Below are 21,289 nucleotides of genomic sequence, written 5' to 3' on the forward strand. Positions count from 1 at the left end.
CTAAGCCGCCAGGCCCTGCTTCTCGTCCCCGATCAGGTGGACCCGGTTACGGCCGGCGGCCTTGGCGTCATAGAGCGCGATGTCAGCTTCGGCGAACAGTTCGGCGATCGGCCGGCGGTGCGGGCGGCCGATCAGGGCAGCTCCGATCGAGGCGCCGACTTCGAGGCGAAGACCGTTCCAGAACAGCGGGCGGCTCAGCATCATTAGGGTCTTTTGCAACACACGTGCGATCCGCGCAGGGTCCTTCGGGGCGCGCAGGATGATCGCGAATTCATCGCCACCGAGCCGGCCGACCAGGCCGGCATTGTGGAAGGCCCGCCGCAAACGCTGCGCGACCTCGCACAGGCATGCGTCTCCGGCCAGATGGCCGAATGTATCGTTGAGCTTCTTGAAGCCATCGAGGTCGATCAGCACCAGCGCCGAGGCGAATCCGTGATTCAGGCTGTCGTTGACCACCTCGCGATAGCGGGCCTGAAAAACGGAACGATTGGCGAGACCGGTCAGCGGATCGGTTTCGGCTTGCTGCCGCATGCTCTCGAGAGCCTGCCGGTCGGAGGTGACGTCCTGCTTGCAGCCGAAGATCCGCACCGGCCGGCCGCCCTCGTGCACCGCGTTGATCGAGAGGCGCATCCAGCGCCGTTCGCCGCGCCAGGTTCGGATCTGGGCATCGAGCGTCACAGGCGAGCCGCTCCGGATCACTTCGGCTCGCGCGAGCTCCATGTGGCGCCTGGATTCGTCGATGTAGAGGTCAACGATGTCAGCGCGCCGCAGCGGGTTGCTCTCGGGAAAGCCGAAGATGTCGTAGACGCCCTGGGTCCAGCTCAGGCGCTCGGTCTCGAGCACGCATTCCCACGCGCCGATGCGCGCAGCATTCAGGGCCTGATCATAGAGTCGTACGCGAACCTCGTCCGGCAAGGTCGCATGGTCTTCTGTCATCGACGGTCCGGCAGCGTATCGCGATTTTGCCCAAAGACTTAAGGAAGCGCTCAAAGGCTAGGGCGTCTGCGTTAACGAATTCTGTATGTCGATGGGAGCAGGTCAAGGGAGCAGGCCAAGGGAGCTGGCAAAGGGAGCCACAAACATGTGCCGGCCGGCGATGTTCGCCGCCTCTCGGGGGGCTCAAGCTCCGAATGCGGCGGCGAGGACCCGCAATTCGTCCCTGAGGCGATCAAGCACGGTCTCATAGTCACGCGTCTCGGTCTGGCGAAACAGCCGCACGCTCGGATACCAGGGGCTGTCGGTGCGATCGAGCAGCCAGCGGTAGTCGGGCGTCCATGGCAGCAGGATCCAGGTCGGTCGACCAAGGGCGCCGGCGAGATGGGCGACGCTGGTGTCGACGGTGATGACGAGATCGAGACAGCTGATCAAGGCGGCAGTCTCGGTGAAGTCGGTGAGTTCTGCGGTCAGGTCGAGAATGTCGCTTCTCTCGCGCAACACCGCCGCATCGTGCGGCCGCGGCGCCTTTTGCAGGCTGACAAAGCTGACATCGACGTCGAGGATGCGCGACAGCGTTCGCAACGGAATCGAGCGCGTCTCGTCGTTCACGTGCGAAGGATCACCGGACCAGACCAGGCCGACCCGGAGCCTGGTGCGAGGACCAAGCCTGCTGTCCCAGGCCTGAACGCGGCTGTCCGGCGGAGTGGGCAGATACTGTCCGGACGGGATCGTGTCGAGACGGGTGTGGAAGGCGAGCGGAAGGCTGGAGATCGGGCAGTGCAGATCGAAATCAGGCAGCGTGCCCATCGCCGACATCGGCACGCAGACAGATGCACCGCTCAAGTCAGACATCAGCCGATGCAGCGGATCCTGAACGGCAAGGAGAACGCGCGCACCGCGCGCGGCCAGCATCGGGACGTAGCGGGCGAAGTGAATGGTGTCGCCCAATCCCTCGTCCGCAGCGATCAGGATCGTCTTGCCTTCAACGTTCTCGTCACCAAGCCACATCGGTTGCGGAAAGGGAGGATATTTTGACGAAGGCAGCTTCGACCGCGTCTGGTGCCCGAGCCAGCCGGCTTCGAAATTGCCGGTCAGGAGCTGGGCCAGCGACACATTCCACGCGGTCACCTCATTGCTTAAGCCCAGCGAAATCATGCGGTCGGACAGCGCGAACAGCTCGTCGAAGCGATGAAGGTGAAACAGCGCGACCAGTCTGTTGTCGAAGGCATCGGCAAAGCGCGGTGCCAGCGTGATGGCCTTTTCGAACCAGACAAGCGCCTCTTCGTTGCGGCGAAGCCGCCTGAGCGCAAGGCCGAGATTGTTGCAGATCTCGGCATCACCGGGGTCGAGCCGGTGCGCCCGCGCGCCTTCGGTCGCGGACTCCTCGTACCGCTTCAGGCCGTAGAGAACCCATGCGCGCGTCCGCAGCGTCGGGGCATGGTCCGGCAACAGCCTGACGCTCTCGTCAAGACGCGCAAGAGCCTCATCGTTCCGCCCGAGCTTGTGGAGCAGAATTCCGCTTTGGCACCATAGGCCAGCATCTTCACGCCGAAGCTGGATAGCCTTGTCGAGCACGCCCAGTGCTTCGTCGCAACGTCCATGCAGCTGCAGCACGGTTGCGAAGCTCGCGAGATATTCCGCCTTGGGGGCGCGCCGGATAGCGCGGACGATCCATTCCAGGGCGTCGTTGTATTGCCGGGCCTGAAGATGCAGCAGCCCCATGAGATGCTGGGCGTCGGTATGCTCGGCATCGATTCCGAGGGCCTGCTGGTAGCAGGCACGCGCGTCGAGATGCCGTCCTGCCTGAAAATGCGCAAGGCCCGCTTCGCAGAAGGCGGCGGCTGTGCTCATTGCTGCTCGGTCCCATGAATGGCGAATGGCCACCTCAGCAGCACGAGATTGCGCGAGGCTTGCGGCCGCTCCGGACGGTCGATTGCGGCCATCGTCTCCCGCACCGCCGACAAAAGCGACAACAGCGACGCGGCGCTCATGCGGATTTATCCACGAGGACGGCCCAATTCTTAATCGCTCTCGAAGGTGGAAGTCGTATCCTTAACGTAGATGTAATGAGTGCTCCATATTGGTTCTCGCGCCACAAACCTGGCACCGGAGCGCAATGATGAAACTGATCAACAATCTCCCGATCGCGGCAAAATTGGGCGGGCTTATCGTCCTCGCATTGCTGGGCTTGGGGGTTGCGGGTCTCCAAGCCGCTCGCCTGATGAGCGACCAGCTCCTGGCCGACCGGACTGAGCAAGCGCGCACGATCGTGGATATCGCCAAGAATGTCGCGCTGGAGCTCCAGAAGCAGGTCGATGCCGGTCGGATGACCAAGGAGCAGGCGATCCAGGAATTTGCCAAGCGCACGGCAAGCATGACCTACGACAAAGGCGAAGGTTACCTCTTCGTGTACACGATGGACGGCGTGCTGCTGGCGCATCCTGACTTGAAGCTGATCGGCACCGATCGGCTGGATGCCGTGACTGGCGGCCGCAAGCTGATTCGCGAGTTGCGCGACGGCGTGGCCTCCAAGGGCGAAGTCACCTTGAGCTATGAGCACACAAAGACGGGCGAGACCCGGCTGTCGCGCAAGTTGACGTATGCGGCCGGCATTCCGGCATGGAGCGTGTTCGTCGGCACAGGCGCTTACCTCGACGATTTGGAGGCCAAGCTTTGGCCGATCATCCGATCGTTGGGCTTCTCGATGCTCGTGATTGCCTGCGTCACCGGGCTCGCCGCCTGGCTCACCGCACGCGGGATTACCGTTCCACTCGGGCTGCTGCGAGACAGCATGCGCAAACTCGCGAGCGGCGATCTTCAGGTCACGGTTTCCAACGGGGGGCGGCGTGACGAGATCGGCTCGATGGCCGAGACCGTTCAGGTGTTCAAGGACAACGCCATCCGTATCCGAGGGCTTGAGCAGAAGGAGGCTGAAGCGCAGCAGCAAGCCATCGCCGATCGCCGTGCGGCCATGGCGGCGCTTGCCGACGGGTTCGAACGCAGTGTCGACGGCGTGGTGCGCGCCGTCGGCCTCTCCGCGGGTGAAATGCAGACCGCCGCAGAATCCATGACGGCAACTGCCGGCGACGCCAGCCAGCGCGCGGCTACCGTAGGTCAGGCTTCGGAAAAAGCCCTCGGCAACGTACAAGCCGTTGCTGCGGCGGCCGAGGAGCTTTCGGCCTCCGTCGCCGAGATCTCACGCCAAATGCTGCAATCGAGCGAGATCGCGCGCCGTGCTGTCAGCGAGGCTGAGCAGACCAATTCGACGGTGCAGCAATTGTCGGGTGGCGCCGAGAAAATCGGAGCGGTCGTCCAACTGATCCAAAACATTGCCGAGCAGACCAATTTGCTGGCACTCAACGCCACCATCGAGGCTGCGCGCGCCGGCGATGCCGGCCGGGGCTTCGCAGTGGTCGCATCCGAGGTCAAGGCGCTGGCCACTCAGACCGCCAAGGCGACGGAGGAAATCTCGACCCAAGTGTCGAGCATGCAGGCGACAACCGGCGAAGCGGTCGTGGCGATCAATGGTATTGCAGGGACCATTGGCAAGATGAGCGAGATTGCGATCGCGATCTCATCTGCGGTGGAAGAACAAGGCGCGGCGACGCAGGAGATCGCTCGCAACATTCAATCCGCCGCGCAGGGCTCGAGCGAGATCACGAGCCATATCGGCGGGGTGAGCAAAGCGGCCACGGCTACCGGCTCCGCTGCGTCCGAAGTGTTGCGCGGCGCGCGCGAACTCGACCAGCAGGCCGGAACGCTGCGCATGGCGGTTGACGGATTCCTGCGCCAGGTTCGAGCGAGCTGAAAAGCTGAGGCGTCAGGTCTGAGGGCTCGCCGCGGTTCCGACCTGGTCAACTGGACGCGCGGCATCGAAAATTTGGCCGTCCATTCCGAGGTCCTGACCCGCGCGCATCTTCTTTCGCCGGAGCCCGTCCAGGATCAGGTACATCGCCGGCGTCGAGTACAGCGTGAACAGCTGGGCGACGACCAGGCCGCCCATGATGGTGATGCCGAGCGGCTGGCGGATCTCGAAGCCGGGGCCGGTGCCGAGCGCGATCGGGACGGCGCTTAAGAAAGCCGCCAGCATCGTCATGGTGATGGGGCGCGCCCGCAGCCGTGCCGCGAGCAGGATGGCGTCGCGCGCAGCGAGGCCGCGATTTCGCTCCGCATCGAGCGCATAGTCGACCATCATGATCGCGTTCTTCATCACCATGCCGACCAAAAGGATGCAGGCGATGGTGGTCACCAGCGTGAACTGCGTTTTGGTCGCCCACAGCGCGACCAGTGCGCCGAAGGCGGTCGGCGGCAAGGTCGAGAGAATCGTCAGCGGATGGACATAGCTTTCGTAGAGCATGCCGAGCGCGAGGTAGATCGTGATCAGCGCTGCCGCGAACAACGCCGCCTGCTTGACGATCGATTTGTCCGCTTCCTTGGCCTCGCCGCGGAATTCGGCCTTGATGTCGTCAGGCAGTTTTGCAGCAAGCTCTTCCTTGCGGATCGAGGTGATCGCGTCGCCGATCGAGGTGCCGGGCTTGATGTCGAACGAAATCGTCGCGGCCGGAAACTGGGCGCTGTGCCGGACCCACATCGCCGCATGCGCGCGCTGCGGCCGGGTCAGGGCCGTCAGCGGCACCGCTTTGCCGCTGGCGCTCGGCACGTAGATCTGGCTGATGGACTCGGGGCCGGTTGCTGCCCGCGGCTCGACCTCGAAGATCACGCGCGAATAATTGGTCGGCAAGAACAACAGATTGACCTGTCTCTGGCCGAAGGCGTCATTGAGCGTGTTGTCGATCGCAACAGGCGTGACGCCGAGCATCGCGGCGCGAACGCGGTCGATGGTCAGCCCGGCCTGCAAGCCGCCGGTTTCCCAACTCGGGATGACGTCGATGATTTGAGGAATGCCGCGGACGCGGCGGACCATGTTCTCCGCGGCGCGTATCACCTCGTCCTCGTCGATGCCCCAGAGCGTATATTGATAACGCGAGCCGCTGGACTGAACGCCGAGATTGAGATCCTGCAGCGGCACGAAGAAGACGCGGACGCCGTCGATCCGGTCCATGCGCTCGCGCAAGCGCGCGATCACCTGCTGGATCGACAGCTTGCGCACGTCAGGCGGCTTGAGCGCAACCAGCATCTGCCCGACGCTGAGCGCATTGCCATTGCCCTCGCCGATGAAGGACGTCAGGCCCGATATCGCGGGATCCTGCAGGATCGCCTCGCCGACGGCGCGCTGCCGGTCCTCCATGGACAGGAACGAGATGTTGGAAGGAGCCACCGTCCGCACGAACATCACGCCGGTGTCCTGGGTCGGCATGAAACCTTTCGGCAGTTGCAGATAGAGCCAGACGCTGGCCCCGGTCAGGGCTGTGATCACAAGGGCGGTGAGAAAACGATGACGCAGCGTCCAGTCGAGGCTGCGCGCATAGAAGGTGCGTCGCTCGGGGAGCGCGTCGGGATTGTGCAGCCGCCGCCGGCCGCGATCGAGCAGATGACCGCACATCATCGGCGTCAGCGTCAGCGAGATCACCGCGGAGGACACGATGGCGACAACCAGCGTCACGCCGAACTCGCGGAAATAGCGCCCGACCACGTCGGGCATGAACAGGATCGGGATCAGCGCCGCGATCAACGCGACGGTAATGGCAACGACCGTGAACGCCATCTGGCGCGCGCCGTTGATGGCGGCCTGCAGCGCCGGCTCGCCCTCGGACATGCGGCGGATGATGTTCTCGATCATGACGATGGCGTCGTCCACGACGAAGCCGGCGGCGATGGTCAGCGCCATCAGCGACAGATTGTCGAGGCTGAAGCCGCACAGGCTCATCACGAACAGGGTCGCGGCCAGCGAGACCGGAATGGTGACGCTCGGGATCACGGTCGCCCAGAACCGCCGCAGGAACAGCGCGATGACCAGCACGACCAGCACTGATGCGATCACCAGCGTGAGCTTGACGTCGTTCACGGCGGCCCGGATCAGCGTGGTGCGGTCGTAGACCGTGTGCAGCTTGATGCCGGGCGGCAGCCAGCGCTGGATTTCCGGCAGCTCGGCCTTGATGGCATCGACGGTCTCGACGATGTTGGCGTCCGATTGCTTGTAGACGAACAGGACGATGCCGCGCTCGGTGCCGTACCATCCGGCAAGGCGATTGTTGATGACGCTGTCGGTGACCGATGCGACGTCGCCGAGTTTGACAGGGGCGCCGTTGCGCCAGGCCAGCACGATGTCGCGATAGTCGGACGCCTGGAGCAACTGATCGTTGGCCTCGATGGTGAGGCGCTGACCGTCGACCGACACGGCGCCCTTCGGCAGGTTCTGCGATGCATTGAGGACCGCGATGCGCGCCGCTTCCAGCGACAGGTTCATCGCGGCGAGCCGGGCCGGTGACGCCTGGACGCGCACCGCGCTTCGCTCGGCGCCGCTGACGACGATGCGCGCGACGCCCGGAAGCTGCGACAGTTTTGGCGAGATCACGCCGTCGGCGAGACTGTACACTTCGCCCGGCGTGAACACGTCGCTGGTCAAGGCGAGCGCCACGACTGCAGCGCCCGCCGGGTTCGCCTTCCAATAGGTCGGCGGCCACGGTCCCTTCGGCAGGTTGGGACCCGCCGCGTTGATAGCGGCCTGGACCGCGCCGGCGGCGGCGTCGAGGTCGACCGAGAGCTCGAACTGCACCGTGATGCTGGTGCCGCCCATGGCGCTGAACGAGGTGATTTCGGTGACGCCGGGGATCAGCGCGAGCGTGGTCTCGAGCGGCTGCGACAGCGCATTCGCAACCGTTGCCGGGCTGGCGCCGGGGAACGGTGCGTAGATCCCGATCGTAGGCCGCTCCACCGCCGGCACGGAGGCGATCGGCAGGCGGAAATAGGCGACGCAGCCGAGCAGGAACACGCCGATCATCAGCAGCGTCGTCGCCACCGGCCGCAGCACGAATTGTGCGGTGATGCTCACGGCACCGGCCGCTCCGCCTGCGGCAGCGCCGCCGGATTGTCGGCGGGTGCGGAACGCCATCCGAACCGGGTCCGCAGCGAGGCAAATGCCAGATAGACAACGGGCGTCGTATAGAGCGTGAGGATCTGGGAGACGATCAGTCCGCCCACGATGGAAATGCCGAGCGGCTGGCGCAACTCGGATCCGGTGCCCGCGCCGATCGCCAGCGGCAGCGCGCCGAACAGCGCCGCCATTGTCGTCATCATGATCGGACGGAAACGGAGGATGCAGGCCTGCCTGATCGCGTCGAACGAGGACGCGCCCTCTTCGCGCTCGGCCGCGAGCGCGAAGTCCACCATCATGATGGCGTTCTTCTTGACGATGCCGATCAGGAGGATGATGCCGATCAGCGAGATCAGATTGAGATCCTGCCGGTACAGCATCAGCGCCAGCAATGCGCCGATGCCGGCCGACGGCAATGTCGACAGGATCGTGATCGGATGGATGTAGCTCTCATAGAGCATGCCGAGGATCAGGTAGACCGTCACGATCGCGGCCAGCAGCAGCCACTTCTCGTCGCTGAGCGAGTTGGCGAACTCGGCGGCGGTGCCGATCAGCTTGGTGGTGACCGCATCCGGCAGTCCGATGTCGCGCTCGGTCTTGCGCAGCGCCTCCGTCGCCTGGCTCAGCGACACGCCGTCGGCCAGGTTGAAGGAAATCGTCGTGGCGGGAAACAGGCCCTGGTGCGAGATCAATAGCGGGGCGTGCTGCCGCTCGATCCGCGCGAAAGCCGACAGCGGCACCGGCGCGGAGGCCTTGCTGAAGGCGCCGCTGAAGCCGCCGGTCTGCTGATCGATGGTGCTGGCTTGGGCCGCGGCCGCAGTCAGATAGATCTTGCCGAGGATATCAGGATCGTTGCGCAGCGCCGGATCGACCTCGATGATCACGTGGTACTGCGTCAGCGGTCCGAATACCGTTGCGATCTGGCGCTGGCCGAAGGCGTCATACAGCGTCTGGTCGATCGTGTTGAGGCTGACGCCGTAGCTTGCCGCGAGCTGGCGGTCGATGGTGACGGACATCTGCAGGCCTTCGTCCTGGCGATCGTCGGCGACGTCGGCGAGCTCAGGGCGCTTGCGTAAGCCGTCGACCAGGCGGCGGCTCCAGAGCCGGAGCTCGTCCTCGTCGAGATCCTGCAGCGCATATTGGTATTGCGTGCGTGCGACGCGCGACTCGATCTGAAGGTCCTGCGCCGGCTGCAAATGCAGCGTGATGCCGTGAACGCCCTCGACAGCATGTTGCAGCCGCGCCATCACGGCTGCCGCGGACGATTTCCGCGCGTCGGGGCTGCCGATATCGATATAGAGCCGGCCGCTGTTCAAGGTCGTGTTGACCGAGCCGATGCCGACGAAGCTGCCGACGGTGACGACGTCGCCATCGCGCGCGATCACGGCGGCGAGCTGTTGCTGCCGCTCGGCCATCGCCGCAAAGGAGATGTCCTGCGCCGCATCGGTGGTGCCGATCAGAAGACCCGTGTCCTGCAGGGGCAAGAAGCCCTTGGGGATCGCGACGTACAGCATTCCTGTCGCGACCAGCGTGAGCACGGTGAAGACCAGCGTGAGGCCACGGTGCCGCAGCACCCAATCGAGCCCCCAGAGATAAAAGCCAGCGGAGGCGTCGAAGCCGCGCTCGCTGATCCGGTACAGCAAGCCGTGACGTGCATCGGGGTCCTCGCGTCGCAACAGCTGTGCGCACATCATCGGGGTCAGGGTCAGCGAGACGAGGCCTGAGATGACGACGGCAATGGACAGCGTGATGGCGAATTCCCGGAACAGCCGGCCGACCACGCCGCCCATCAGCAACAGAGGGATGAACACGGCGATCAGCGAGATCGTCAGCGAGACGATGGTGAAGCCGATCTGCCGCGCGCCCTTCAAGGCTGCTTGCAGCGGCTCCTCCCCGTCCTCGACATAGCGCGCGATGTTCTCGATCATCACGATGGCGTCGTCGACAACGAAGCCTGACGCAATCGTCAGCGCCATCAGCGAAAGATTGTCGAGGCTGAAGCCGCACAGCGCCATGACGCCGAAGGTCGCGATCAGCGACACCGGCAGCGTGACGCTCGGGATCACCGTCGCCCACAGCTTGCGCAGAAAGATGAAGATGACAAGCACCACCAGTGCGACGGTCAGCACCAGCGTGAACTGCACGTCGTGGATTGCGGCGCGGATCGTCGTGGTGCGGTCGCTGACGACGGAGATCTTCAGCGCTGCGGGCAAGGAATCCTGCAGCTTCGGCAAGACGCTCTTGATCGCGTCCACGACCTCGATCGTGTTGGCGCCGGGCTGGCGCTGGATGTCCAGCAGCACGGCGCGCTCGCCCTGGAACCAGGCCGCCTGCTCGGAATCCTCGACACTGTCGATGGCGGTGCCGACATCGCGCAGCAGCACCGGCGCGCCGTTGCGATAGGCGATCACCGCGTCCTGATAAGCCTCCGCCGTAAAGAGCTGGTCGTTGGTGTCGACGTGAAACGCCTGCCTCGGACCATCGAGCGAGCCCTTGGGATTGTCTGCGGTGGTCGCGGCGATGCCGCGGCGGACGTCGTCGAGCGAGAGGCCGAGCCCGGCCAGCCGGGTCGGGTTCATTTGCAGGCGCACCGCGCGGGTCTGCCCGCCCTCGATGCTGACGGCGCCGACGCCCGGAATCTGCGACAGCTTCGGCACCAGAATGGTCGCGGCGTGATCATTCGCCTCGTGCAGCGCCATCGTCTTCGAGGTCAGCGCCAGGATCAGCACCGGCGTATCGGCCGGATTGACCATGCGATAGGTCGGCGGGCTCGGCAGCTGCTCGACCGGAATCCAGCCCGCGGCCGCATTGATGCGCGCCTGCACGTCCTGCGCGGCCGCGTCGATCTTGCGCGAGAGGTCGAACTGCAGCGTGATCTGGCTGTAGCCGTAGGAGCTGGTCGAGCTCATGTCGGTCAGCCCTGAGATCGTGCCGAAATAATGCTCCAGCGGCGCGGTGATCGAGGTTGCGACGACGGTTGCCGAAGCGCCGGGATAGCGCGTCACCACCTGGATGGTGGGAAAGTCGACATTCGGCAGCGGCGCGATCGGCAGCTCACGATAGCCGAGCATGCCCAGCAGCACGACCGCGACGATCATCAGCGTCGTTGCGATCGGCCGGAGGATGAAGGGCGCGGACATGGCGGACCTCAGTCAACCCGCGGCTCGGAACGCGGCTGAGCGGTGGGCTGCGCCTTGGCGGTCGGCGTCTGGCCCTCGATGGTGATGCGGGACCCGTTCTCGAGTCGGTAATAACCGTCGGTGACGACGCGCTCACCCCTCGCGAGGCCCTTGTCGATCAGCGCGCGCCCGTCAAAGATCTGCCCGACCGTGACGGGGCGGAAGGCGGCGGTGTCGTCCGCCTTCGCGACCCAGACGAAGTCGCCGCGCGGCCCGTGCCGCACGGCAATCGCGGGCGCGGTGATCGCGTTCTTGCGCGTGTCCACCGTGATCCGCCCGTTGGCGAAATTGCCCGGCCAGAGCTTGAGCGCCTTGTTGGGAAAGCTCGCCTTCAGCTTGATCGTGCCGCTGGCCTGGTCGACCTGGTTGTCGACCAGCGTGATCGTGCCCTTGTCGAGCTCGACCGAGTTGTCGGCGGTGAGCGCGACCACCGGAGCCTCGGTCTGGCCGAGGCTGAGCCGGGTCTGACCGACCGCGACTGCGGCGAGCGTGTAGATCACCGAGATCGGCTGCAATTGCGTCACGGTGACGATGGTCGTCGGCGACACCGCGCGCACATAATTGCCCTGGTCGACCAAGCGGATGCCGAGCCGGCCGCTGATCGGCGCGCGAATGTTGGTGAAGCCGAGCTGGGTGCGCGCATATTCGATCTGGGCGTCGTCGTTGCGGACCTGCGCCTTGTACTGCTCGACCAGCGCATGCTGCTGGTCCACGACCTGCCGCGAGATCGCGGCGGTCTTGATCAGCGCGTCATAGCGCTCCATGTCGATCTGGGCGCCGTCGAGCAGCGCCTGGTCCTTCTGCCGCACCGCGATCTGCTGATCGAGCTGGGCCTGGAACGGGCGCGGATCGATCACGGCGAGAATGTCGCCCTGCTTGACGTCCTGGCCTTCCTGGAAAAGGATTTGCACGATCTCGCCGTCGACCCGGCTCTGCACGTTGACGGTGTTGGAGGCCTGGATGGTGCCGATACCGGTCAGGTAGATCGGCACGTCCTCCGCCTTCGCGGCGGCGACCTTCACCGCGACCGGCGGCCTCGGCGGAGGCGCCGCGGCGGGACCTTGCTCGGCTTCCGCTGCCGGCATGAACGGGAGCTTGAGGCTCTTGATGTCATCTCTGAAATGATAGGCGCCATAGCCTGCCGGCAGCACGACCAGCGCGCCGATGAGGAGTTTTGCTGCGCGTTTCACGTTCGAACCCATCACCTGAGCTGACCAGACGCCGGGTCCGACGACCCCGGACGGCACTTCCGTGGCACGAAGCAACCTGACGTTGCCGTCGCCAGGGTCTATGTGCTACCGTTAGTAACACTAACACGTGTAGCATATCGAGATCAACGGTGCTGGCGTTGATCGAACGCTTGATTGGCTGATGGACTGTGACGGGCGGGCCGCTGACTCTAGACGACTTCGACGGTCGCCGCGTCGAATTGGGTGCCGGCGGTACGATGGCGGGCGAGCACCTCGCCTGACAGCTCCGTCACAGCGTTTTGCGCGGTGCTGTCCAGCATCGTATGGACGCGCTGGCTTGACGCCTTCAGCATCGCCGGATCGAGCTTGCCGGAATCGACGCCGTTGATGATCGACTGGGCGAGGAAGCGCGCGCGCTCGGTGTCGGTCAGATGCGAGCAGATCATCAGCATGTCGTTGCCGGCGGCCATGAAGCGCGCGCCGGAGTCGGGCGCATCCAACCGGCCCGCCATTGCGCGCATGCCGACGTCGTCGGACACGATCACGCCGTCGAACTTCATCGCCTCGCGGAGCAGCCCGTGCGTGATCGCGCGCGACAGCGTCACGGGATCGTTGCGATCGAGCTTCCGGTACAGGATGTGCGACGTCATCATCATGCCGATGCCGCCGGCGATCGCGGCGGCGAACGGCTTCAGCTCGCGCGCCTTGATCTGCTCGAGGTCGAGATTGAGCACCGGCAATTCGTGATGCGAATCCACCTGCGTGTCGCCATGTCCGGGGAAATGCTTGCCGCAGGCGCGCACGCCGCGGCGCTCCATCGCCCTGGTGAAGGGCAGCATCGACTTGATGACGTCATCGGCGGTGCGGCCGAAGGCGCGCTCACCGATCACAGGGTTGGCGGGGTTGCTGTGAATATCCAGCACCGGCGCGAAATTCAGGTTGCAGCCGAGCGAGGCGAGCTCGGCGCCCATGGCGTCGCCGACCTGCTCCGCGGTGCCGGCCCAGCGCGCCGCATAGGAGAAGCGCGTGATCGGCGCCGGCGTGCGGCAGACGCGCCCGCCCTCGTGATCGATCGCGATGAACTGCTTGTCGCGCCGCGAGGCGTCGCGGATCGCAGCGATCAGGTCGCGGTGGACCGAGAGCCAGTCCCGATAGGGCAGATCGTGGCGGAAATTGCTCTTGTAGAGAATGACGCCGGCGGGCCTGAGATCCCGCAGCAGCGCGCGGTCGCGGTCATCGAGGACGCTGCTCGGCCGCAGGCCAAGGAAGAAATGGTCACCGACCGTTGCAAGAAGGGAATCGCTCATCCGCTAGCGCCGCCACAGATTGTCAGGGTTGATTGAGATGGAGCTGGACGCAACGCGAACTCTTGAAGCTCCGGCGCGGGCCTGACGAGTCGCCCGCTTCGTCACCACATTATTTCAAATTCCTTAACGGAATCAATCTTCGAATCCAGCGTACGAGGAACCGGCGCCGGCAAGGTGAGTGCCTTGCCGGCGCCCCATTTTTCACGCCGCAGCCAGCTGCGGCTGCACCGGCCGCCTGCCGATCATCAAGGACAGCACGGCGGCGACGATGCCGGTCGCACCCGCGATCATGAAGGCTTGCAGGTAGTCGCCTTGCGACGAGCGCATGAAGCCGGCGAAGAACGCGGCGCAGGCTGCGCCCAGCTGATGGCCTGCGACCACCCAGCCGAAGATCAGCGGCGCGTTCTTGTCGCCGAAGGCCTCGTTGGCGATGCGCACCGTTGGCGGCACGGTCGCGATCCAGTCGAGGCCGTAGAACACGGCGAACACGGAGAGGCTGACGAAAGAGAAGTCCGAGTAGGGCAGGTAGATCAGCGACAGGCCGCGCAGGCCGTAATAGAAGAACAAGAGCTTGCGCGGATCGAAGCGGTCGGTGAGCCAGCCCGACAGCGTGGTGCCGAACAGGTCGAAGAAGCCCATCAGCGCCAACAGGCTCGCCGCCTGCACCTCGAAGATGCCGTGGTCGCCGCAGAACGCGATCAGATGGGTGCCGACCAGGCCGTTGGTGGTGAAGCCGCAGATGAGGAAGGTCGCGAACAGGAACCAGAAGGTCGGCGTCCTCGCGGCGCGGATGAGGTTGCCGATCGCCGCGACGAACGGATTGCCCTGCGCAGGCGCGGCCGGTTGATCCTCATGGGTGCTGCCATAGGAGCGCAGGCCGATCGCAGAGGGGCGCTCCGGCACCAGGAAATACACCAGCGGGATCAGCGCCGCGCAGCAGGCGGCGACCGTCAGCACCACCGGCTTCCAGCCGCCATATTCGACCAGCGACGCAAGGCCCGGCATGAAGATCAGCGTGCCGGTTGCGGTGCTCGCCGTCAAAAGTCCCATGACAAGGCCGCGATTGGTCGTGAACCAGCGATTGACGATGGTGGCGCCAAGCACGTTGGCGACCGCGCCCGAGCCAATGCCGGAGAGCAGGCCCCAGCTCATGAACAATTGCCACGGCGCGGTCATGAAATAGCTCATGGCCGTCGAGACCGACATCAGCATGAGCGCGCCGAGCACGGTACGGCGGATGCCGAAGCGCTGCATCACCGCCGCGGCGAAGGGACCGGCGAGGCCATAGAGGAAAATGCCGACAGCAGCCGAGGATGAGATCACGCTGACGTCCCAGCCGAAGGCCTTCTGCAGCGGCAGCATGAGGACACCAGGCGCGGCACGCAGGCCGGCCGAAGCCAGCAGCGCCAGGAAGATCACGGCAACGACGACGAAGGCGTAGTTCTGGCCGAACGGCCGCCGCAAGACCGCGGAGGATTGAACGGAGGCAGGTTGAATAGGGGATGGGGGCATGTTACTTACCGGTACGTATGGCGATGCGGTATTTGTACGTACCGGTCAGTAACATTGTCAAGCCTGTCTTGGAGGCACGGGAGTCAGATGACGAAAAAAGCCGAGAAACCCGCCAACGCCCCGCTGCGGGCTGCCGACCGCATCCGCGCCTCCGCCAGCGAGCTGTTCTACCGCGAGGGCATCCGCGCCGTCGGCGTCGACGAGGTGGTGGACCGCGCCGGAGTGACAAAACCGAGCCTTTATCGCAGCTTCGCCTCCAAGGACGATCTCGCCGCCGCCTATTTGCGCGACTACGAATTGAACTTCTGGGAGAATTTCGAGCGCCCCGGCGGCAAGAGCTACAGCAATGCGCGCGACCATGTGCTTGCCTATATCGGCCAGCTTGCGCAGCGCGCGGTGGCCAAGGGCTATCGCGGCTGCGGCCTCAGCAATGCCGCGGTGGAATATCCCGCTCGCGACAATCCCGCCCGGCAGGTCGCCGAAGCGCACAAGAAGGTGTTCCGCAAGCGCCTGCGCGAACTCGCCGCGCAAATGGGCGCGCGCCAGCCGAACGTGCTCGGCGACGCGCTGCTGCTCCTGATCGAAGGCATCTACGTCACCGGCCAGCAATCCGAAGACGGTCCCGCCCAGTCGGCGCTCGCCGCCGCGAAGCTGCTGATCGATGCAAGCGTGAAGGCGGGGTGAGGAATCCCGTGAACGCTGCGTCAGGCGGCGGATAGCCGCACCCGGAATTTGCTGCCGGTCGCCTCGACGTAGCGCAAATTGTCTTTGTGCTCGGTAGCTTCTGTCCGCTGTCGAGCCAGGCAATCGTCGACTGGCTGGTGCCCGTTCGCTGGGCCAGCTCGGTCTGGGAGAAGCCGGCTCTCGACAACGAGCATTCCTGGGTGACAGGAACTTCCATTTTTTCCCGACGTTAGACCGGCGGCGCGCACGAGCGGCCGGCTTCGACATGAAGAACTTTGCCAACGCGGAATTTTCTCCCGAGGTGATCGAGCTCATGACCACCGCCCTGGAAGCTGCGGTCGCGACCCTGCCGGAGCCCGTGCATTCCGCCCATGTCAATGCGCTCGCCGAGTCGATCCTGCGTACGGCCGGAGCGGGCGAGCGCGATGTGACGAACTTGCAGAGGATCGCCTTGCTGGAGCTGCAGCTTGCGCCACGAAACCGATGAGGCTGACATGAAGACGAGAGCTGCAATTGTCATCGCACTCTTTGCGGCATGGGCCGTTCCAGCGCAGGCGAGCAACTGGACCACCTATCGCATTCCCGAATCCGGAACCTCCATCGACATTCCCACCTCGATCTTTACCGAGCAGGCCGGAAAGCCCGACGGATACGGCCAGCAATTTCGCACATCCGACGGTGCTGCCGATCTCACCGTGCAGGCCGTTCCTCGCCAGCCCGGGATTTCGCCCGCCGCATTCCTCAAAGCGAAACAACCACCATCGGGAATCGTCTACAAACGGATCGCGCCTGATTTCTTCGTCGTCTCCAGCATCAAGCGTGACAAGATCTGGTACGACCGCTGCAACTTTACCAGCCGTTACGTGCATTGCGTGCTGATCAATTATCCCGCGACCGAGAAGCGGCAATGGGACGACGTGGTCACGCGCATCAGCCACAGCCTGAGTGGCGGCTGACCGAAAGCAAAAAGGCTGCCCGAGCAGGTCGGGCAGCAGGTCGTGAGGACCAAATTGCTTGCGCGGATCTAACGCACCGTCGTCGACGTGGTTGACATGCTCGGCTTCGAGCCGGGCGTGTGCGACATCGTCTTGGTGGTCGAGCCCACCTCTTCGCCGGCCTTGACCTTGGTGCGGGTGTGCGAACGGCTGAACGTGCCGCCCTCATGGGCCTGCGCCCGGGCGTTGGAATTCAGCACCGGGCCGTTGCCCTTGTTCATGCTGACGCCGGTGTGGGATTTGCCGTTGACGGAAGCGGCGCTTCCGCCCGCAGCGATCGACGAACCCGTGCTGCCGGTGGCTGAGGTGGAGGTGCCGCCGGTGCCGACCGTGGAAGCGGAAGTGCCGCCCACTGCGGCCGAGCCGCCAGTTCCGCCTGTCATGCTCTTCTGCGCGAGGGCGGGCGATGCGGCGCCGAGCAGAAGTGCGAGCGCCGCGATGGTCAGATGTGTTCTCATGTTTCAATCCTCAACAAATCTTAAGGTGACGAGGTCGATATCGTGCAGCCGTTGACGGTGATGGTGCTGGCACTTGCGGAGCCGGGACCGCCCGCCGTTGAGGACGAGCTCGATACGTTGCCGCCGCCCGCCTGCACATGCACCGACGATCCGCCCGCCGAGCTGGAGCTCGACAGCGAGCCGCTGGATGCGGTCGATCCGGTCGTGCCTGAGCCCGACGCGCCCACCGCGCTGATGCTGCCGTCGGCATGCTTCTCGACTTTGACCTTGCAGGTTTCGCCCGACGCGGTCGTGCCTGACTTCTCGGTGGTTTCGGCAACAGCGGTGGAGCTCATCAAGGCCACGGTTGCTATCGCAATGATTGATCTGTTCATGCGAGTTCTCCTCAACACAGACGAAGGAGCGGCATTGCTGCCGCTCCGGAAAGTCAAGGCATCAATCCTTGTCCTTCTTCATCTCGTCCTTGTGGTGGCCCTTGCCTTTTTCCATGCCCGTGTCGCTGGCATGACCCGCAGACGAGCCGGCCGCGCCGACGGTCGAGCCGCTCTTGCCACCGCCCGCGGACGAGCCGCCGGTGCCTACAGTCGATGCCGAGTTGGATCCCGAGCCGGCCGCGGAGCCACCGGTGCCGACGCTGGACGAGCTCTTGCCACCGCCCGCGGACGAGCCGCCGGTGCCGAGCGTCGAGGCCGAACCGCTGCCCGAGCCACTGCCGGCCGCAGAGCCGCCGGTGCCCACACTGGACGAACTCTGGCCGCCGCCCGCGGACGAGCCGCCGGTCCCGAGCGTCGAGGCCGAGCCCGAGCCGCTACCCGATCCCGCCGAAGAGCCGCCCGTGCCGATGGTCGAGTTGCTGGTGCCACCACCGGCCGAAGAGCCGCCGGTGCCGACCGTCGAGCTCGATTGCGCAACGGCGAGAGCCGTGCCGGCCAACAGAGCAGCCGCAGCCGCGGAAAGTTTCCAAATCCTCATCTTTCGTCTCCTCCAGTTTCTTTCAAAGAATCGCCATGCAGGCACGGGATAAATTGGCAATCGCGCAAACGTTCCTGCGGCGCGATGTCTGCAGCTGATGTTCCGAATTTGAACTTTTGCAACGCACCGAGTGGGCAACATCGCGCGTCTATTCATCTGATGTTCATTCGCTGCCTCACGGCGTGCGAGAGCGAAACGAACTCAAGGTGCACGGCTACTTTCCGCCGGCGACGTGGAAAATCAGGGAGCCTGATATCGAAAGGCTGCTGGCGCTGCCGCTCTTTCAGCAGGAGTTGACGAGTCTCGAAGTCCGATATGCCAGGCATCCACGTTTGACGGCCTCGCTCGGGAAGATCAGGCAAGTCCTGCGCCGTGGGGCGGCGGGCTGCCCTCACCGCCGCCCGAGCGCCGGCGCCACATGCTTCAAGATCGCCTCGATCGCGTGCGCGCAGGAGTCGATCCGAGCTGTTCGGGATTGTCAGCAGCGGCGTATTCGCCTCGGCGGGCTTCGGTCCGGCTATCGGTCCCGCACCCGAACCGTGATCCCGAGGGCATCCAGCAGCCGAAACATCTGATCGTCGTTGATCTTCAAGCCGGCAAAGTCGGCAAGTCCCATCAGATTCAATCCGCTTACCTCGGCTCCCGTGAGGTCTGCGCCGGCGAGCTTCGTGCCGTCGAGAACCGCCTGGAACAAATCGCAGTCCGTCAGGTCCGCGTCTGTCAAATCCGCGCCTGACAAATCGGCTTCGCGAAGACGGCAGCCGGCAAGGTTGCAACCGGCCAGCTTCGCTTCGGAGAGGTCGACGAAGTCCATCTTGCAGGCGAGAAAATTCGCTCGCGTTGCGGTGTGCTTTCGGCTCAGGACGCGGCTGAAGTCGACCTTGTTGAACGTCGCTCCCGTCAGATTGCAATCGCGCATCTCGACGGCAAAAAGCTCCGCTCGGTCGAAGCTGGCCAGAGAGAGATCGCAGGACGCGAACGCAGCCCGTTGCAGATCGCTGAAGGCAAAGCTGCATCCTTTCGCGCCGTCACCCGCAAAGCTGCACCTCTCGAAACCGGCGCCCGGGAGTTCGGCGTGCGAAAAGCGGCACGATACGAACCGGCAGTTGTTAAAGCGCGCTTCCGCCATGACCGGGTTGGAGAACTGAACCCGCTCGAACACGCAATCAACGAACGACACACTCTCGCAATCGAGGTCCGGCCAGCTATCGTCGACCATCCGCAGCGACCGGACGGGGTTGCCGGCGCCGATCTCTCGCGCGAGCTCGTCAATCTCCATACCTATTCCCTGCGCGGTAGCAAATGACCGGCCTTATCGGTCCTGAGACGATCTTTCCGGGATCGAGCCGAGTCCGTCAACTCGCGAATCCGCGCCTCTCGGCCTGGCTGCGGTCACCGCCACCCCAGCGCCGGCGCCACATGCTTCAGGATGGCCTCGATCGCATGGGCGCAATAGTCGACGCCGAGCTGGTTCGGAATCGTCAGCAGCAGCGTGTCGGCTTCCGCGATCGCTTCGTCCTGCCTGAGCTGCTCGATCAGCACCTCAGGCTCCGCCGCATAGGAGCGGCCGAAGATCGCCCGGGTCTGTGGGTCGATGAAGCCGATCTGGTCCTCGCCGCCGCGCTCGCCGCCGAAATAGGCGCGGTCGCGATCGTCCATCAGCGCAAAAATGCTGCGGCTGACCGAGACGCGCGGCTCTCTGGTATGACCGGCTTCTTTCCACGCCGCGCGATAGGCGCGGATTTGCGCGGCCTGCTGCACGTGAAAGGCTTCGCCGGTCTCGTCGTTCTTCAGCGTCGAGCTCTGCAGGTTCATGCCGAGCTTTGCCGCCCACACCGCGGTCGCGTTCGAGCCGGCGCCCCACCAGATGCGTTCGCGCAAGCCCGCCGAATGCGGCTCGAGCCGCAACAGGCCCGGCGGGTTCGGAAACATCGGCTGCGGATTTGGCTGGGCGAAGCCTTCGCCGCGGAGCAGGTCGAGAAACACCTCCGCGTGGCGCCGGCCCATGTCGGCATCGCTCTGGCCCTCCGCCGGGCGATAGCCAAAATAGCGCCAGCCGTCGATCACCTGCTCGGGCGAGCCGCGGCTGATGCCGAGCTGAAGCCGTCCGCCGGCAATGAGATCGGCGCTGCCTGCGTCCTCGACCATGTAGAGCGGGTTCTCGTAGCGCATGTCGATCACGGCCGTGCCGATCTCGATCGTGCTGGTCCTGGCGCCGACGGCGGCAAGCAGCGGGAAGGGCGAGGCCAGCTGCCGCGCGAAATGATGGACGCGGTAATAGGCGCCATCGGCGCCAAGCTGTTCGGCCGCCACCGCAAGCTCGATCGATTGCAGCAACGTGTCCGCCGCCGAGCGCGTCTGCGAATGCGGCGAGGGGGTCCAATGTCCGAAGGACAGAAATCCGATCTTTTTCATCAGCGTCATTTAATGCTGGCAGCAGCGGCGTCAACCGCCCGCGCCGGCGGCGCGGCTATGCGTTGTATCGGGCACAAAGTGCCCGGCGCGCGTCGCGACCAGATAACACGGCAGCCACAATCAATCTCCGACCTCGGGTATTCTGGTTTCCTTCCATGGATTTTTTGCGCGCTTGAGCTTCTTTGCAGAATCTGTACCGGCTATCAGCCTTTGAAGAAGGCACTTCACCAAATCCTCGCGCTCCGATTTTTTCTTGAGCGAGTAATGCTTGATGGTGATCTCGAGGCGATCTCGCTTGGGATGGTATTCATGTTGAATGGACGGCCTTTTCGACATTGTTGACCCTCTTGGTTCGTCTAAGCATGATCCGGAAAAGTGTGAAGCGGTTTTCCCTCGCGACATCAGCGGAACGCGTTTGCGCGGAGATCATGCTCAAACAAAGAGCTAAAGCGTGATGACGGTTCAACCGAATCTCATCGCGCTTTAGTCGTCGCGCAATTCAGTTCCACCACTGCGCCCCGAAGTCTCCGCGACGGGACATGAACCGATCATCCGTCATGCATGCTTGAGTGTACGATCGGCAGCCGTTCGGCACTGTGATTTAGCTTACATTTGCTTGAGCGAAGTCCTGCTACACAAGACCTGCT

At 64.4% G+C, this 21,289-nt stretch carries 18 protein-coding genes and 1 pseudogene; 4 read left to right on the top strand and 15 right to left on the bottom strand.

Translation table 11 applies throughout. The features are described 5' to 3' along the window. From XH98_RS15985 to XH98_RS15995, 3 genes are all read right to left on the bottom strand, one after another. Positions 1–936 carry a sensor domain-containing diguanylate cyclase gene (locus XH98_RS15985; protein WP_271619183.1) on the bottom strand — a complete coding sequence of 312 codons (936 nt, stop codon included), beginning with the start codon at positions 934–936 and terminating at the stop codon, positions 1–3. A gap of 183 nt (positions 937–1,119) precedes the next feature. Further along, on the bottom strand, positions 1,120–2,787 hold the full coding sequence (locus XH98_RS15990) for a tetratricopeptide repeat-containing glycosyltransferase family protein (RefSeq protein WP_271619184.1): 1,668 nt from the start codon (positions 2,785–2,787) through the stop codon (positions 1,120–1,122). Continuing rightward, a complete protein-coding gene (locus XH98_RS15995) occupies positions 2,784–2,927 on the bottom strand; it encodes a hypothetical protein (protein WP_157083556.1) in 144 nt (47 codons plus the stop codon). Before XH98_RS15995 ends, XH98_RS15990 begins: the two co-directional genes overlap by 4 nt. 128 nt (positions 2,928–3,055) lie before the next feature. Between XH98_RS15995 and XH98_RS16000 the strand changes: the two genes are divergently transcribed. Further along, positions 3,056–4,744, top strand: a complete 1,689-nt coding sequence (locus tag XH98_RS16000) for a methyl-accepting chemotaxis protein (RefSeq protein ID WP_271603551.1) — start codon at positions 3,056–3,058, stop codon at positions 4,742–4,744. Positions 4,745–4,756: 12 nt separating this feature from the next. On the opposite strand, the gene XH98_RS16005 is transcribed toward XH98_RS16000, so the two are convergent. The 5 genes from XH98_RS16005 to XH98_RS16025 all read right to left on the bottom strand — a co-directional run bounded on the left by XH98_RS16005 (position 4,757) and on the right by XH98_RS16025 (position 15,118). Continuing rightward, complete coding sequence (locus XH98_RS16005) at positions 4,757–7,888, bottom strand: efflux RND transporter permease subunit (protein ID WP_271619185.1); 3,132 nt, start codon at positions 7,886–7,888, stop codon at positions 4,757–4,759. After that, positions 7,885–11,070 carry an efflux RND transporter permease subunit gene (locus tag XH98_RS16010; RefSeq protein ID WP_271619186.1) on the bottom strand — a complete coding sequence of 1,062 codons (3,186 nt, stop codon included), beginning with the start codon at positions 11,068–11,070 and terminating at the stop codon, positions 7,885–7,887. The genes XH98_RS16005 and XH98_RS16010 overlap by 4 nt, the downstream gene beginning before the upstream one ends. Before the next feature lie 8 nt (positions 11,071–11,078). After that, positions 11,079–12,299 (bottom strand): efflux RND transporter periplasmic adaptor subunit, encoded by a 1,221-nt coding sequence (locus XH98_RS16015; RefSeq protein ID WP_271619187.1) that lies wholly within the window; start codon positions 12,297–12,299, stop codon positions 11,079–11,081. A 209-nt stretch (positions 12,300–12,508) separates the two neighbouring features. Beyond that, positions 12,509–13,606: a glycoside hydrolase family 3 N-terminal domain-containing protein gene (locus tag XH98_RS16020; protein WP_271619188.1), complete on the bottom strand. Its 1,098-nt coding sequence runs from the start codon at positions 13,604–13,606 to the stop codon at positions 12,509–12,511. 201 nt (positions 13,607–13,807) lie between these two features. Then, on the bottom strand, positions 13,808–15,118 hold the full coding sequence (locus XH98_RS16025; RefSeq protein WP_271619189.1) for an MFS transporter: 1,311 nt from the start codon (positions 15,116–15,118) through the stop codon (positions 13,808–13,810). An 87-nt stretch (positions 15,119–15,205) separates the two neighbouring features. Here XH98_RS16025 and XH98_RS16030 point away from each other — a divergent pair, with 87 nt between their 5' ends. The 3 genes from XH98_RS16030 (at position 15,206) to XH98_RS16040 (ending at position 16,758) form a co-directional block, all read left to right on the top strand. After that, entirely contained in the window at positions 15,206–15,802 is a 597-nt protein-coding gene (locus XH98_RS16030; RefSeq protein ID WP_271619190.1) for a TetR/AcrR family transcriptional regulator, read from the top strand. Between the two features lie 265 nt (positions 15,803–16,067). Continuing rightward, the gene (locus XH98_RS16035; RefSeq protein ID WP_271603557.1) at positions 16,068–16,289 is read left to right on the top strand and encodes a hypothetical protein; all 222 of its coding nucleotides are present in this window, start codon (positions 16,068–16,070) and stop codon (positions 16,287–16,289) included. Between the two features lie 7 nt (positions 16,290–16,296). Beyond that, positions 16,297–16,758 carry a hypothetical protein gene (locus XH98_RS16040; RefSeq protein WP_271603558.1) on the top strand — a complete coding sequence of 154 codons (462 nt, stop codon included), beginning with the start codon at positions 16,297–16,299 and terminating at the stop codon, positions 16,756–16,758. A gap of 68 nt (positions 16,759–16,826) precedes the next feature. On the opposite strand, the gene XH98_RS16045 is transcribed toward XH98_RS16040, so the two are convergent. From XH98_RS16045 to XH98_RS16070, 7 genes and pseudogenes are all read right to left on the bottom strand, one after another. Then, the gene (locus XH98_RS16045; RefSeq protein WP_271603559.1) at positions 16,827–17,255 is read right to left on the bottom strand and encodes a hypothetical protein; all 429 of its coding nucleotides are present in this window, start codon (positions 17,253–17,255) and stop codon (positions 16,827–16,829) included. Between the two features lie 20 nt (positions 17,256–17,275). Beyond that, entirely contained in the window at positions 17,276–17,629 is a 354-nt protein-coding gene (locus XH98_RS16050) for a hypothetical protein (RefSeq protein WP_271619191.1), read from the bottom strand. 61 nt (positions 17,630–17,690) lie between these two features. Next, a complete protein-coding gene (locus XH98_RS16055) occupies positions 17,691–18,227 on the bottom strand; it encodes a hypothetical protein (protein ID WP_271603561.1) in 537 nt (178 codons plus the stop codon). A 391-nt stretch (positions 18,228–18,618) separates the two neighbouring features. Then, positions 18,619–18,730 (bottom strand): annotated as a pseudogene (locus XH98_RS41130) (LLM class flavin-dependent oxidoreductase); the annotation flags it as partial. 14 nt (positions 18,731–18,744) lie between these two features. Beyond that, the gene (locus XH98_RS16060) at positions 18,745–19,356 is read right to left on the bottom strand and encodes a pentapeptide repeat-containing protein (protein WP_271603563.1); all 612 of its coding nucleotides are present in this window, start codon (positions 19,354–19,356) and stop codon (positions 18,745–18,747) included. Between the two features lie 263 nt (positions 19,357–19,619). Beyond that, entirely contained in the window at positions 19,620–20,642 is a 1,023-nt protein-coding gene (locus XH98_RS16065) for an LLM class flavin-dependent oxidoreductase (RefSeq protein WP_271619200.1), read from the bottom strand. Between the two features lie 120 nt (positions 20,643–20,762). Next, positions 20,763–20,978, bottom strand: a complete 216-nt coding sequence (locus tag XH98_RS16070) for a hypothetical protein (protein ID WP_271603564.1) — start codon at positions 20,976–20,978, stop codon at positions 20,763–20,765. Positions 20,979–21,289: the final 311 nt, after the last annotated feature.

The sequence above is a fragment of the Bradyrhizobium sp. CCBAU 51745 genome, from assembly GCF_028128715.1.
Classification (GTDB): Bacteria; Pseudomonadota; Alphaproteobacteria; order Rhizobiales; family Xanthobacteraceae; genus Bradyrhizobium; species Bradyrhizobium manausense.

Excerpts from the sequence above, each read along its gene's own strand:
- XH98_RS15985 (WP_271619183.1), bottom strand. The coding sequence starts at position 936 with ATGACAGAAGACCATGCGACCTTGCCGGACGAGGTTCGCGTACGACTC.
- XH98_RS15990 (WP_271619184.1), bottom strand. The coding sequence starts at position 2,787 with ATGAGCACAGCCGCCGCCTTCTGCGAAGCGGGCCTTGCGCATTTTCAG.
- XH98_RS15995 (WP_157083556.1), bottom strand. The coding sequence starts at position 2,927 with ATGAGCGCCGCGTCGCTGTTGTCGCTTTTGTCGGCGGTGCGGGAGACG.
- XH98_RS16000 (WP_271603551.1), top strand. The coding sequence starts at position 3,056 with ATGAAACTGATCAACAATCTCCCGATCGCGGCAAAATTGGGCGGGCTT.
- XH98_RS16010 (WP_271619186.1), bottom strand. The coding sequence starts at position 11,070 with ATGTCCGCGCCCTTCATCCTCCGGCCGATCGCAACGACGCTGATGATC.
- XH98_RS16020 (WP_271619188.1), bottom strand. The coding sequence starts at position 13,606 with ATGAGCGATTCCCTTCTTGCAACGGTCGGTGACCATTTCTTCCTTGGC.
- XH98_RS16025 (WP_271619189.1), bottom strand. The coding sequence starts at position 15,118 with ATGCCCCCATCCCCTATTCAACCTGCCTCCGTTCAATCCTCCGCGGTC.
- XH98_RS16030 (WP_271619190.1), top strand. The coding sequence starts at position 15,206 with ATGACGAAAAAAGCCGAGAAACCCGCCAACGCCCCGCTGCGGGCTGCC.
- XH98_RS16035 (WP_271603557.1), top strand. The coding sequence starts at position 16,068 with ATGAAGAACTTTGCCAACGCGGAATTTTCTCCCGAGGTGATCGAGCTC.
- XH98_RS16040 (WP_271603558.1), top strand. The coding sequence starts at position 16,297 with ATGAAGACGAGAGCTGCAATTGTCATCGCACTCTTTGCGGCATGGGCC.
- XH98_RS16045 (WP_271603559.1), bottom strand. The coding sequence starts at position 17,255 with ATGAGAACACATCTGACCATCGCGGCGCTCGCACTTCTGCTCGGCGCC.
- XH98_RS16050 (WP_271619191.1), bottom strand. The coding sequence starts at position 17,629 with ATGAACAGATCAATCATTGCGATAGCAACCGTGGCCTTGATGAGCTCC.
- XH98_RS16055 (WP_271603561.1), bottom strand. The coding sequence starts at position 18,227 with ATGAGGATTTGGAAACTTTCCGCGGCTGCGGCTGCTCTGTTGGCCGGC.
- XH98_RS16060 (WP_271603563.1), bottom strand. The coding sequence starts at position 19,356 with ATGGCGGAAGCGCGCTTTAACAACTGCCGGTTCGTATCGTGCCGCTTT.
- XH98_RS16065 (WP_271619200.1), bottom strand. The coding sequence starts at position 20,642 with ATGAAAAAGATCGGATTTCTGTCCTTCGGACATTGGACCCCCTCGCCG.
- XH98_RS16070 (WP_271603564.1), bottom strand. The coding sequence starts at position 20,978 with ATGTCGAAAAGGCCGTCCATTCAACATGAATACCATCCCAAGCGAGAT.